Origin of the sequence: Superficieibacter electus (assembly GCF_002915575.1) — a bacterium.
Classification (GTDB): Bacteria; Pseudomonadota; Gammaproteobacteria; order Enterobacterales; family Enterobacteriaceae; genus Superficieibacter; species Superficieibacter electus.
Map to the genome: position 1 here is coordinate 59,910 of NZ_PQGD01000007.1, position 13,439 is coordinate 73,348.

At 49.0% G+C, this 13,439-nt stretch carries 13 protein-coding genes and 1 pseudogene; 10 read left to right on the top strand and 4 right to left on the bottom strand.

Annotated features, from left to right (window positions below; translation table 11 throughout):
• Positions 1-93 precede the first annotated feature (93 nt).
• Positions 94-675 carry a TetR/AcrR family transcriptional regulator gene (locus CHU32_RS09995; RefSeq protein ID WP_103677093.1) on the bottom strand — a complete coding sequence of 194 codons (582 nt, stop codon included), beginning with the start codon at positions 673-675 and terminating at the stop codon, positions 94-96.
• A 188-nt stretch (positions 676-863) separates the two neighbouring features.
• Here CHU32_RS09995 and CHU32_RS10000 point away from each other — a divergent pair, with 188 nt between their 5' ends.
• Positions 864-1,964 carry an MBL fold metallo-hydrolase gene (locus tag CHU32_RS10000; protein ID WP_103677094.1) on the top strand — a complete coding sequence of 367 codons (1,101 nt, stop codon included), beginning with the start codon at positions 864-866 and terminating at the stop codon, positions 1,962-1,964.
• A 30-nt stretch (positions 1,965-1,994) separates the two neighbouring features.
• Positions 1,995-2,336 (top strand): RamA family antibiotic efflux transcriptional regulator, encoded by a 342-nt coding sequence (locus CHU32_RS10005; RefSeq protein ID WP_103677095.1) that lies wholly within the window; start codon positions 1,995-1,997, stop codon positions 2,334-2,336.
• Positions 2,337-2,489: 153 nt separating this feature from the next.
• On the opposite strand, the gene CHU32_RS10010 is transcribed toward CHU32_RS10005, so the two are convergent.
• On the bottom strand, positions 2,490-4,637 hold the full coding sequence (locus CHU32_RS10010) for a TonB-dependent siderophore receptor (protein ID WP_103677096.1): 2,148 nt from the start codon (positions 4,635-4,637) through the stop codon (positions 2,490-2,492).
• 153 nt (positions 4,638-4,790) lie between these two features.
• Here CHU32_RS10010 and CHU32_RS10015 point away from each other — a divergent pair, with 153 nt between their 5' ends.
• A complete protein-coding gene (locus CHU32_RS10015) occupies positions 4,791-6,446 on the top strand; it encodes an alpha/beta hydrolase-fold protein (protein WP_103677097.1) in 1,656 nt (551 codons plus the stop codon).
• On the opposite strand, the gene CHU32_RS10020 is transcribed toward CHU32_RS10015, so the two are convergent.
• Together CHU32_RS10020 and CHU32_RS10025 are read right to left on the bottom strand one after the other, a co-directional pair.
• A complete protein-coding gene (locus tag CHU32_RS10020) occupies positions 6,345-6,593 on the bottom strand; it encodes a DUF1158 domain-containing protein (RefSeq protein WP_103677098.1) in 249 nt (82 codons plus the stop codon). The two genes, CHU32_RS10015 and CHU32_RS10020, sit on opposite strands and share 102 nt — an antisense overlap.
• A 61-nt stretch (positions 6,594-6,654) precedes the next feature.
• Positions 6,655-7,773, bottom strand: coding sequence for a YbdK family carboxylate-amine ligase (locus CHU32_RS10025; protein WP_103677099.1), 1,119 nt, complete (start codon positions 7,771-7,773; stop codon positions 6,655-6,657).
• Between the two features lie 458 nt (positions 7,774-8,231).
• On the opposite strand from CHU32_RS10025, the gene CHU32_RS10030 reads away from it, so the two are divergent.
• The 7 genes and pseudogenes from CHU32_RS10030 to CHU32_RS10060 all read left to right on the top strand — a co-directional run.
• Positions 8,232-8,600, top strand: a complete 369-nt coding sequence (locus CHU32_RS10030; RefSeq protein WP_103677100.1) for a hypothetical protein — start codon at positions 8,232-8,234, stop codon at positions 8,598-8,600.
• 594 nt (positions 8,601-9,194) lie between these two features.
• Complete coding sequence (locus tag CHU32_RS28560; protein ID WP_245880205.1) at positions 9,195-9,536, top strand: hypothetical protein; 342 nt, start codon at positions 9,195-9,197, stop codon at positions 9,534-9,536.
• 179 nt (positions 9,537-9,715) lie between these two features.
• Positions 9,716-10,255, top strand: a complete 540-nt coding sequence (locus tag CHU32_RS10040; RefSeq protein ID WP_103677101.1) for a hypothetical protein — start codon at positions 9,716-9,718, stop codon at positions 10,253-10,255.
• A 282-nt stretch (positions 10,256-10,537) separates the two neighbouring features.
• Complete coding sequence (locus CHU32_RS10045; RefSeq protein ID WP_103677102.1) at positions 10,538-10,987, top strand: hypothetical protein; 450 nt, start codon at positions 10,538-10,540, stop codon at positions 10,985-10,987.
• 377 nt (positions 10,988-11,364) lie between these two features.
• Positions 11,365-12,036, top strand: coding sequence for an ankyrin repeat domain-containing protein (locus CHU32_RS10050; RefSeq protein WP_103677103.1), 672 nt, complete (start codon positions 11,365-11,367; stop codon positions 12,034-12,036).
• Positions 12,037-12,173: 137 nt separating this feature from the next.
• Complete coding sequence (locus tag CHU32_RS10055) at positions 12,174-12,482, top strand: hypothetical protein (protein ID WP_103677104.1); 309 nt, start codon at positions 12,174-12,176, stop codon at positions 12,480-12,482.
• A 280-nt stretch (positions 12,483-12,762) separates the two neighbouring features.
• Positions 12,763-13,293 (top strand): annotated as a pseudogene (locus tag CHU32_RS10060) (M20/M25/M40 family metallo-hydrolase); the annotation flags it as partial.
• Positions 13,294-13,439: the final 146 nt, after the last annotated feature.

Below are 13,439 nucleotides of genomic sequence, written 5' to 3' on the forward strand. Positions count from 1 at the left end.
AGAGTAGCGCTTGCGGACGGAAAAAATAAAGTGACTTATCTCGATAACTATTATCTTTTTGTGCGACAAATCTCAGAGCAACAGGGGGCCTTCTCAGGCCTTGCTGGTCGAGAGGGCGCGCCACATGGTTTCAAAACCAATCGCTTTGAATTCGCTGGCACGGGCCGGTTCACGCATGGCAAATTCCATCGTCGTTTCGGCCAGCGCGAGGAAACAGGCATCGCCGAAGGCGTTGAATTCTTCCGTTTTAAATACCGGCAGGATCGAACTGCGACAGAGCGTTTGCATTTCCGGAAACATGTCTTCAACTTGCTGTTTGGTTTGTCTGGTGATTTTCTCGCTCACCGCCAGCTGACGGACAGTGCGATTGCCCAGCGGGTTTTGCACGCCCCAGTCGATGTAGTTATTCCAGATATAACGGGTATTTTCCATCGGGTCGATCATCGCCGGATCGCGATTGGCCAGCATAGCCCGACAGAGCTGCTGTTTAAGGTGCAGATAAAGGGCGTTAAGCAAATCGTCCTTAGTGGCAAAGTAGCGGAACAGCGTACCCTCGGCAACCCCCGCGCTGCGGGCTATCGTGGCGGTTGATGCGGTGATCCCTGACTGAGCAAACGCGATAGTTGCCGCTTCCAGTAACGCCTGTTTTTTATCTTCACTCTTCGGACGAGCCACACCATTTTACCTTTTTGTTTGTAAAAACCACGATTGAAACATGCCCTTAAGAGCACTTCAACGGCGAATGTCAAAAAATGAAAAACGTCTTGACGATATTCGGCCTCTTTCTATAATGAGTGCTTACTCACTCATAATCAAGTTTCATGATACCGTTTCTATGGACAGAACGTGGTTCAGGTCAGGATATGAAACGTCTAACAATAAGTGTGGTTGTCGTTATGTTAATCGCCTGCGCAGCTGGTTTACCGTTTATATGCAATGCCGGATTTGGCCAGGCCCCGCAGGGGACGGAGCTGACAGAAGTGGAAAGATCGCCGCACTATCGCGACGGCAAGTTTCATAATCAGCTCCCCACGCCGGGTTTTACCGGCAAGAAAAACATGCTGGCGGCGTGGTGGGAATTTCTGACCACCCGGCGGGAAAATGCCCGACCTGCTAAGCCGCTGCCGCTGGTGAAGACCGGACTGGCGAGCCTGCCATTGAATGAGGATGTCGCGATCTGGTTAGGGCACTCTTCCTGGTATCTGCAACTGGGCGGAAAACGCATCCTGATCGACCCGGTATTCAGTGCCTACGCCGCGCCATTTTCATTTTTAAATAAAGCGTTTGATGGCGATTATCCGTGGACGGCGCAAGCCATGCCGGAGATTGACCTGCTGATCATCTCGCACGATCACTACGATCATCTCGACTACGCCACCATCAGGGCGCTGATGCCTAAAATTCACCGGGTGATCACGCCACTTGGTGTGGGTTCGCATTTGCGCTACTGGGGGATGAACCCGGACATCATCACCGAGGCCGACTGGAATCGGGCGATTACCGTTGATGAGCAGCTGACCGTGCACGTTCTGCCTGCACGCCATTTCTCCGGACGCGGTTTAAAACGTAACCAGACACTGTGGGCCAGCTTTATGTTTGTCACGCCGGCGGAGAACGTTTATTACAGCGGCGATACGGGCTATGGACCGCATTTCAAAGCCATCGGCGAGCAGTTCGGCACGGTGGATCTGGCGATTATGGAAAATGGCCAGTATGACGAAGACTGGAAATACATTCACATGATGCCTGAGCAGACGGCACAGGCGGCGGTCGATCTTAACGCCAGCGCGATTTTACCCGGCCATTCGGGGCGTTTTGTCCTGGCGAAACACACCTGGGACGACCCCTATAAACGGCTGGCGCAGGCCAGTGAAAATAAGCCATACCGGCTGTTAACACCACAGCTTGGTGAACCGGTAAACATTCACGATCGTTTGCAACACTTTAGCGCCTGGTGGGAATAAACCACCGTTACAGTAGAGAGGGGGAGCCATATGACTATTTCCGCTCAGGTAATCGACACCATCGTCGAGTGGATAGATGACAACTTGCATCAGCCGCTGCGTATTGAAGAAATTGCCCGCCATTCCGGGTATTCGAAATGGCATTTGCAGCGTCTTTTTTTGCAATATAAAGGGGAGAGTCTGGGACGCTATATTCGCGAGCGTAAGCTTTTGCTGGCGGCGCGCGACCTGCGTGATACCGATCAGCGCGTGTATGATATCTGCCTGAAATACGGCTACGAATCCCAGCAAACCTTTACCCGCGTGTTCACCCGCACCTTTAATCAGCCGCCGGGTGCCTACCGTAAAGAAAATCACAGTCGCACGCATTGAGGTGTCGGGCCTGTTAATCGGGCTACCTTTTTGCCGGGTGGCGCTGCGCTTACCCAGCCTACATGATATTAACTATCAAAAAGTTAAGTTGATAACGTAGGCCCGGCAAGCGAAGCGCCGCCGGGCGTTACCGGCAAGATGCTACGCCTGTTTTTACCAGGAATAACCGAACGTGGCCGTCATGGTCCGGCCAATACCGTAGAAACAGGCGGTATCGCTGGCACATGAGGCGACATATTTGGTATTCGCCACGTTATTGACGTTAAACTTAACACTCGCGCCCTTCAGGCTGCTGTTCAGTTCACCGAGTTCATAGCTTACCATCGCATCGTACAGATCCACGGACGGCACTTTAAAAGTGTTCTTCGCATCGCCGTAACTGGTGCCAATGTAACGCATGCCGACACCGGCGGTCAGGCTTTTCAGCGGGCCACCGGGGAAGGTATAGCTGGCAAACGCGGAGGCCATATGCGTTGGAATACGCGCCGGGGTTTTCCCTTCGGTGCCGGCCACGGTAGTGCTGGCAACCTCAGCATCGGTATAAGTGTAAGAGCCGATCAGATTCACCGTCTCATCCCACAGCGCAGAATGGATCTCCGTCTCCACGCCTTTCGAGCGCACTTCACCGGCATTTTCAAACCAGCCCAGCGAGCTGTTATACGTCGGCACGTTATTCTGACGCAGATCGTAGAGTGCCACGCTCATCAACGTATTTTGTGCTGGCTGATATTTCAGACCCACTTCCGTCTGCTTGCCGGTAGTTGGCGCGAACGGTGCCACGCCCGGCGCACGGTTGGTTTGCAGGTTCGGCTCAAACGAGGTGCTATAGCTCACATAAGGCGACAGACCGAAATCAAAGGCGTAAAGCAGGCCGGTACGCCAGGTAAACTTGTCGTCGTTTTGCTGGACTTTGTCCGCCGCGGTGAAATCGGTCGTCCGTACTTCTGACCAGTCGTAGCGCCCGGAGAGCAGCAGCTCCCAGTTATTCCAGCTCATCTGATCCTGAAGATAAATCCCCATCTGATCGAGGTTTTGCTGTTCGTCAGTCATGGTACTAAACGTGCTTTCATCGACGTTCACGCCATAAACCGGATGCGTCCAGTCCAGATCGTACTGGCTACCGGCACCGCGACCGAGGTACTGCTTATCGTGGCTGGATTTGTAATCAAGCCCGCCGAGCAGGGTATGCTCAAGCATCCCGGTCGCCAGATGAGCTTCAAGCTGGTTATCCAGACCAAACTCGTCGGTCTGGCGCTCCTCATGCTGCGCCCGGCGCGTTAACAGCGTACTGTTTGCCGCGCTATTGGCGTATACCAGATAGCGGTATTTTTGCTTGATGGTGGCGTAGCGGGCGTTCTGACGGAAGGTAAAAATGTCATTGAACTGATGTTCAAATTCATAGCCTACCATCGTCTGTTCGCGCCATGACTGGTCGTAATTCGGATCGCTGACGTTAAAATCCCATGGAATATACTGGCCGTTAGCGCTCACCACCGTGCCGTAGTAGGGCAGGAAGTTACGGTAACCAGCATCGGGATCTTTCTGGTAGCTGGTCAGCAGCGTGAAGCGGGTCTGATCGTTGGGAAACCAGGTAATCGCCGGGGCAATCGCCATGCGCGTCTCTTTATAATCATCCACCTGATTATGTTGGGTGCGGGCGATACCATTCAGGCGGTACAATACGCGCCCGTCGTCGCTCAGCGGACCGCCAAAATCAAAGGCACCTTCCGCCAGATCGTGATTACCGGTACGGAACTGGACCTCATGAACCGGCTCACTGGTGGGACGCTTACTGGTCATGCTGATAAGTCCCCCAGGATTCACCTGGCCGAATAAAACGGAGGCCGGACCGCGTACCAGTTCAACCCGCTCCAGCAGCCATGGATCGACAGTGCCGGTTTGCGATGATGCGGTAGCCCCAAAACTTAATCCGTCGAGGAATTTCGGCACATAGCTAAAGCCACGCACGAACACTTCATCGTTACGGTTGGATGAACCGCGATACTCGGTAAATGCCCCTGCGCTGTAGCGCAGCGCTTCTGATACCGACGTCACGTCCAGCGCGTTCATTTGATCGCGGGTAACGACAGAAACTGATTGCGGCGTCTTTACCAGATCCGCCGACGTTTTAGTCGCCGACAGCGTTTTGGTTGCCACCATACCTTTCAGCGGAGCGGTAGGATCTTCGCTGTTCCCCTGCGTGACGACCATGGTTTCTTCGGCAGCCTGTGCCTGAACACTGGCGGCTGCGGTGGCTATACTCATTAACCAGAAGTGCATTATCTTATTATTTTTAAACATATTTTAAATAAAACCCCGTGAACGATGCCATTGAAAATCCCCTGTTCTTGGAGGGAATAGCGGGAGAGGAAAACGTAAACGGCGCTAATGATATTGCAAATTGTTATCATTTGCATTAGCGTTGTAACAAATTTCACGGGGAAGATGGCTGTCATGAAAATGGCGTGGAGTGGTGTGTTAATTGGGCTAAGCGCGACGCCTGCGCTGGCCGCCAGCTGTGACGCAATGTCGGTGCAGGGCGAGCAGCAGGGGAAATTTGATGCCAGCGGCGAAGTGTGTTTTGTGCTCCCCGCGCTGGGTGAAAATTATGTCTCCGCAACGCTACGTGGTGTCACCGATGCACGCCTGCTCGATCAACAAAACCGCCGTTTGCGCACGCTGGTGGAGGGGGAACCTGCCGACAGCGAGCAGTCGCTGCTGTTTTCGCTTCCGTTTAATCAGCCTTCTTCACTGGTATTGCATGGCGAGGAGGGTACCCGCTGGCGCTTTAGCTGGCGGATCAAAGAAACCGCGTCTCTCGCCAGAACCCAGGTGCTCGATCCGGTAAGCCCGCTGTTACAACAATTAGCCCGCGAGCTTCAGGCAGGCGGCAGCACTGAGGCATTCTGGCAGGCGCGACGTCAGGAAGGAACCCCGCTGGTGGAGCCGGTGGATGCGACGCATAAGCGCGTAACCTTTTTGTGGCGCGGCGCGCGCAATAACGTGTTTATTCTCGGATCGCCTGCAGGCGATCACGATCCGCTGTTTCGTCTTGGTGACTCCGACATCTGGTTTCGCAGCTATGTCGTACCGGCCGATACGCTGATGCAGTACAAGCTGGCCCCCGACGTGCCAGTGGTCCAGGGCACGGCGCGCGATCAGCGACGGGCAATCCTGGTCAGCGCCCAGGCCGATCCGCTTAATCCGGCTACCTTGAGCACCGATCGCACCGACCGCTGGAATCGCTATTCGCTGCTGGCACTGACATCCGCCCGCTACTGCACCCCTCAGCGTATGACGCAGCCAGTGACGCATGGCACGCTGACGCGACAATCTCTTTACAGTCACCTACTCAATAACCAGCGCGATATTATTATCTACCGTCCCCGCGTGGCGCAGCCTGCGCGCTGGACGCTGATATTGTTTGACGGGCAGGTGTACCAGGATGAGTATCGCTTCGCCAGCGTGATGGACGATTTGATCGCCCGCCACGTCGTACCGCCGTTCAACATTGTCTTTATCGACAGCCTCGATCACGTCCGGCGCGGAAAAGAATTGCCGCCGAATCCGGCATTCGCTGATTTTATGGCGCATGAACTGGTGCCGTGGCTGCGTCAAAACGGCTTGCCGGTGCAGCGCCAGAAAACGGTGCTGGCAGGCTCCAGCTACGGTGGGCTGGCCTCATCGTGGGTAGCGCTGCGCTATCCACGCATTTTTGGCAACGTGTTGAGTTTATCAGGCTCTTACTGGTGGGCACCGCAGGGCGAAGCGCCGGGCTGGCTGACGCGACAGTATCAACAGTCGCCGCAGTATCCGATCCGCTTCTGGCTCCAGGCCGGACGCTTTGAAAGTCAGGGGCCGGACGGCGGGATCTATCGTAATACTGAAGCGTTTGCTCAGGTGCTGCGTGATAAAGGCTACCGCGCCAGTTTCCACCCGTGGTCCAGCGGCCATGACTATGCCGCCTGGTGTGAAGCGCTGGTGGCGGGGATGCGTGACTTTACCGGCTTAACCCGCCAGCGAAAACCAGCGACGCCAGATAAAGCGAATAATCAGATACTCGATAACACCCAGCGCCAGAAACCACAGGCAGAACAGCAGGGTATATAGCTGGCCGAGATCCATCAGATGAAACACGGCGACCAGTTTCTGCGCCAGCACCAGTCCAAGCGAAGGGGCCGGGAGCAGCAGACAGGAAAGAAACGCCAGCAGTAAAATGCTGCCAGCGATGGTCAGGGATTCAAGCGGGTGTTTCATGTACCGTTAATCTTCTGTTAAAAATCGTATGGCGCATTGTAAAGCCTGGCAAGAAGGGCGGCTAGCCTGCCGCCCAGATTTCGACGTGCTTTTGCACCAGTCCGATAAGCGATCCGCCGTCGGCGATAAACTCCCGCATGTTCTGCGCCTCACTTTTACCCGCTTTAAGCATCATGCCGATATCGTCGAGTGCGCTGCCTGCGCCGAGTTTATCAGCATAAGGCGTCAGCCGCTCAAGCAACCGCGTGAGATCATCAGCAATGGTACACTGTTCACCGGTGTGGACGTCCGTCAGCACGCCTTTCAGTCCGTAACGGCAGGCCTGAAAGCGGTTAAATTTATATAATAAATAGTCCCGCTCCTGATGTTTAAACGGCCGCTCCGTCAACAGCCAGCAGGCAAGCGCCTGGATAAATCCTGCCGTATTCACCGCGTGCGTTAACGTCAGCGGGGTATCCATTACCCGGACTTCCACCGTGCCGAAACCCGGACTCGGGCGAATATCCCAGTGCAAATCTTTAATGCTGTCGATCATACTGGTATAGCTCAGGCGGCGGAACAGCCCTTCGAACGCCTGCCAGTTGCTCACCCACGGCATCGGGCCGTTATCCGGAAAGGAAGAGAAAATATTCAGCCGCGAGCAGGCAAACTTACTGTCCGACCCCTGAAGGTACGGTGAGGCGGCATTCAGGGCGATGACGTGCGGCACAAAACGCGACAAGCCATGCACAAGATAAATTGCATCATCCCCACTCTGACAGCCGACGTGAACATGCTGACCAAACACCGTCGCCTGCTGGGTTAAATAGCCGTAGTACTCCAGTGTCTGCGCATAGCGCTCGCTCTTGCTGACCTCCTGACGCTGCCACGTCTGGAACGGGTGTGTTCCACCGCCGCAAATTTGCAGGTGATGCTTTTCGCCAGCACGCAGGATGACCTGCTGCATAGCCGAAAACTCCGCCGCCGCCTGATGAATGTCGCGGCACACCCCGGTCGCAATCTCCAGCATACTTTCCGTAATATCGTGCTTCACTTCGCCAGCGTTGACATCGGCGTTGACCGCCTCAATCAGCGTGGAAGAATCCTGGCTGAGATCGTAGCCCGGCGGGTTCACCACCTGTAGCTCCAGTTCAATGCCAAGCGTAAAGGGATCGGAGGTGTGGAAATCGGGTAAGGGCATAAAAGACCTCATAAAGTTGTGTTTCACAAAGTATAGAAGGGAGAGGCTTGTTCGTCGTGCGGGGCGCGGGGTCAGGGTAATAAGTACGATTCCGGAAAGACTATGATTTCAAAAGAAGAAACTGCGGTACGTCATATTTAGCTGCCGGGCGCATGGATAAAATCGACCAGGGCAGATGGCAGACGATCAGGGCGGGGCGGTAGCATGTGCACCACCGTTGGGCCATTTTATAAGTTTATTGTTGAGGCCCGGATGTGAGTTAATAATTCAATAAGATATCAATTACACGGAAGATCATATAACCTAATCCTTACGTTTTTTAAGTTTAGTTAGAAATATCAGATGCATACATAAAAACATAGTCTAATTGATTGAACAAAGTTGGACCTCTGTCGAAAACATGATTTTGTAGAAGTTCATATTTAATAAAACTTTATTTAATGAATAAGGGTAATGCAATGAATAATAAATTATTAATTGAAGTTGATGAGGCAATGTCTGCCCCGAAATTTTTTGACTTCCTTAAATCACTGAATGTCGATAATGCTTTAGATTCAAGGGATCAACCTGACTTTGATGAACGCTGGATGAACGAGTTTAATGCACTTGAAATTATAAGATTAAAAAATAGTGATGCTGTTTTTATTGATTTGCTGAGAGAAAAAGCATTTAAGTTATCGTTTAAAGTTATCAATAACTCGGAAATATCTTCATGCATATCTGATGACGTTGACCTGATCGCTAAAAGCTTAGCTTCTGGCAATAATGAGAGTTGGGCGTTAAATTATTTATGGATATCATATAAAAATGGCATTTTTCCTGATTAACTAATGGTTAATTTGGTATGCGAGTATAAAAAATTTCTGGATGTTGTTGTTCCGACAATGTTATATTAAAGTTTATTTTAGTTATTTGAGAGCAAGATAAGTTTTTTGCCATTATAATTTTTTATGTTAATAGGTATTATATTTATAGATAAGATGGATGCCTTTGTAAGCATTGTTTTTGTTCCCTGAGTTTACGATTAGTATTTGTTCCTTGAATCATTTTTTAATATTTTAATTATTTTTTTTTTTGGCGCTTTTATAATACGGACTGATGAATGAACTGAGCACCTTTGTAAGGTTATGGGATTACGGATTTTTGGTAAAGATTAAGATGGGATTACAATGACTGATTTTTTCTTTTCAGTAAGAAAAAATATACTGTAAATAAATGTATCATTAAAAAATGACCGGGCATTAAATATGAGATATTTGATAGCACTTTTATTCATTTTTTGCCTGAACGCTCAGGCCGAAACAGAGCGTTGTTCGCAGAAGGATTTTGATAAAGCGGATGTCGCTATGGATTATCTGACATCATGGAGAGCGGTTGCCGATTTTTTCTCGCGATATCATGGCTGTGACGAGGGGTACATTATGGAGGGAACCTCTGAGGCGGTCATTCGGCTGCTGGTGGATAAATGGGAACGGCTGGATGAGTTGTCTGTTCTGGTGAAAAACAGACCTGCATTGTTGAATGAGGTGACCGCCCATATTAATGAAACGTTAAATGAAGACGATGTTGAAAAGGTACTTCACTATACCCAGTCAAACTGTTTTATTAAAAATAAGTCATTGTGTAAAACGCTGGAGGAGGCTGCATCGCTCACGTTGAAGTGGATGAAAACGCCCTATGAGGACCCGGGAGAGCAGCAACCTCCCGTACAAAAAACACCTGAAATCAGGAACTATCAGGCGATATTGTCACAGCATATCTGACAAGCGTCATGTTTGACGTTAATGAAAACGGATATACCTGACAGCATGGCTAAAGCGTGTTTTCAGCCTGCGCAGCGCCTGATTTTTGGAGAGAGAAAAAGAGCTATTTAACAGAATTTAATTCATGTTTTTTCCTGCCATAATGTTAAACAGCAAGCGTCATTAACAGGTGAAAGGTTATGGCAACCATACGAATAGAAGATATAATTAGAAAACTTGATAATTTTGAATGCCCATATCTATGGGTAAATATTAATAATATCATCGGGATAGATAAACAAGCTGAAAAAGATAAAAACCGCAAAAATTGGTATGCAGAGAAAGAGTTATTCGATATGACATTTTCGAATGGTGATTATCTCACTGAGTATTATAGTGAGTGCTTAAAAGAACCAGGTTTGATAATATCACTTAAGCAATTTCTTGATGTAATTTATTTCATGATCGTTGAGTTGGGATGCCATGCCCCGGCAACTTTTTTAATCGATATAAATGGTGTTGTGATAAATAGGGGAAATGCTTCGAAAGTGTTAAATAAATTATGGGGATGGTACTTATCCCAACGGAATGATTTTGTGGCTGATATTTTGAGGGATTATATACTTGAACTATTTCAGATAGGTTCTTTATGGGGTATGAATGGGCGGGGGCGGTTTTTTAATTGTCTTTCCAAAGAGGAAAATGACAAATTGAATAAATTATATACTCGTAATCATTGAAGGGGCCTGACGCCCTATGAAGACCTGGGAGAGCAGCAACCTCCCGTACAAAAAACATCTGAAATCAGGAACTATCAGGCGATATTGTCACAGCATATCTGACAGCATGGCTAAAGAGTGCTTGCAGCCTGCGCAACACCTGATTTTTGGAGAGAGAAAGAGCGATTTAATAGAAATTTAATTCATGTTTTTTGCCTGCTGAAGTGCGAAAATGGCGGCGTGGATACCAAACTCAGTCCTGAGAAAATGCCTTTTTAGTGAGCAGATTATGCAGGCGCTAAGATGAATTTTGAAAAGCTAAATAAACTAAATTTTGAAGCAAAAAATAATGAAAATCATCATGTCTGTTGGGATGTTGACCATACACCAACCGCCCCACGCCTGTGTTATACAAATATTTCTGAAAAGGAAATCTCCATCCTTGATCCCCTTCTTGAGCGGGCAGTATACCAAACTGTCCTTGATTATCTGAATGAGGAGGCGTTGTGTAACGCTGATCCAGATATGTTTCCCTGTCGCAGTCGCCTGACGGGTAATTATTACATTGCAGAAAAATGCTGTGTGAAACAAGAAAATCGGTTTCATGGCTCCGTATTAACCCATTTCACCGAGTTGTTCACTGGTGGTGTGATCGTTGCTCCCATTGAGCAAGATTACCTGGCACTTGAAATTTATTTTTCGTTCCAGAATGGTGAGGTTGAGATAACAGGAATTGATTCAGCTTCTATCTAAATTGTTTGCTGAAGACCACTACAGCGTTCACTGCTTAATTAAGATTGTTGCATTATATCAAAAATCTGCATGTGCTCTACATTTGAATGTAACTCAAACATAATATTGAAGCTATCTAACATTATGAATGCATTAAACAATTAAATACTGCATGACCTTCATGGTGCTTATGGTGACTTTATGAATCCTCATTTTAATTTTGTACTCGAAAATTATAATTCACTGGTGCGAAGAGGGTAGTTAACTGATGTGGATGAGTTTTCTGATAGCAGAGGTTTTACCGATTTTAATTACGCCCCCTTTTGGTGTGAAAAGTGAAAAAGCGACGGTTTTATGTTTACTCTTTTCATTTGCGTTATCTATTGTCGAGGACTGAAATGTATTTCCCCACGCTCTTTAATATTGTTATGGTGTTTTGTCTGACATCGGCAACCTGCAATCAGCATGATAAATATGTAACACAAAGAAATTATTTATTATCTCCAGTTGCCAGTTTTACGCAGGATACAGATGAATTAAAAAAACGCTGGTTTTATTGTGAGCACTGTTTAAAGAGTAATAGCTGCTCTTCACAGGTCAGCAACCAATGTAAAACTGTTACCCTGCCGGACAGGGCAGAGGCCTTAAACAATGCGATTACTCAGGCTAATGCCGATGCGGTGCATTTCCTGGTGGATGTTGCAAAAACGGATGTCAATTCCATGACTGGAAGATATAAGGAAACACCGTTGATGGTGGCTGCGTATTATGGTTCGCAACGTCATCAGGATATTGCTGACTATTTAATTGCCCGTGGCGCAGAGATTAATGCCACTAATGGCCTGCCTGGAAATCATTCTGCATTATTAATTGCAATCTGGAAGAATAATATTAGCTTCGCCGCGCATCTCCTGTCTCGAGGCGCAAATCCTTCACTGGCTTACGAAGGCGAAGCCTGCAACGCGGCGATAGCCAGGCAGCGGCTCAATTTTATTCCACTTATTCCGGGATGTTGTTCTATTGTCAAAATTAAGCAACAACCAGCAGAGGCCCTTTATCTTTGCCCGTAGTTTCCGCCTTATTCTTCATTCATCTATAGCAATTTATCCGCTCTCATTTCCAGCCCATCATATTCAGGGGTAGTCACCAGGTTTTTCGCGGCGTATCATACCTTTAAAGATTGTCATCCACGATAAGGATATAAATATTGGATAATCAAGAAATTACCTGTCCACACTGCCGCAGCGATATTCCGTATGGCGCAAATGTTTGTCGCGGGTGCCGGGCAGAAATTAAGTATGGCACACCCAAATTTTTCATCTGGCTGGGCCTGTTGTTACCGGTCGTTGTGGGGTATTTTATCGCACGTTTTTTACACCTTACAATTGGCGCAGGAGAAACCATAGCCTGGGTCGTCTGGGGCATTGTCACTCTGGCGGGCTGGTATGGCTGCATCCGCGTATGCAAACGACTATTCAGAAATCACGTCTCTTTTACCCGGCAGACCAACCGTTAACCCTCTTTGTGAAGCATCAGGCGCATTATCGCGCTTGACAGCAAGTTTTATCTTATCCTTATACCCTTCCTCTCATTATTAAAGATATTAATAATATCCGCGCAGCGAGAATAGTTCCGTGGCAGAATTTTATTTTCGTACACTTCATGGTGCATTTCCGCAACATATTTCCCATCAGCAGTGCAGCAGAATGTTAAACAATAAGAGCAGGTGATAGGTCATCGGCTATTTTGCCCGCCTGCCATAATTAATTCTGATTTTATCGGTCTGTTCACCGTTAATGCAGGTCGCCGCGCGACTGATGCAGGACGTGGTGGCCATTGCGCGGCGCAGCGAGCACGGACGCGGGACCGTGGGGATGGTGCAGGTGAATCCCAATAGCCGTAACGTGGTGCCCGGTGAGGTCAAATTTTCCATTGATATGCGCAATATCAGCGACGATGAAGTTGCGAAGATGGATGCCGCGCTGCGGGCAACTATTGCGACGGTTAGAGAGCAGACGGGAATGGCGATAACGCTGGAAGAGGTGAGTCATTATCCCGCCGCGCCGTTCCATCCTGACTGTCAGGCGGCGATTAGCAGAGCGGCAACCGGGCTTGGCTATCCGTCGCGGCCGATTGTGTCAGGCGCGGGCCATAACGCGGTTTATATGAGTTATCTCGCACCTGCCGGCATGATTTTTATTCCCTGTAAGGACGGCATCAGCCATAACGAAATTGAGTATGCCGCGCCGCAGCACGTCACCGCAGGCGCAAATGTGCTGCTGAAGGTGATGCTGGACTATGCAAAGGTAGCGTCGGGCGAGGATTGATGCATTCATGATATGAATCAAATAACCCCCCCCCACTCAATTGAGAATGGAAATCCATCTCATTTGCATTTAGTATTGTTGCGCGCGTTTTCGCCAGCGGTCTCTGCCCTGAGGACGCTGGCACACCATAACAACACAACAATACT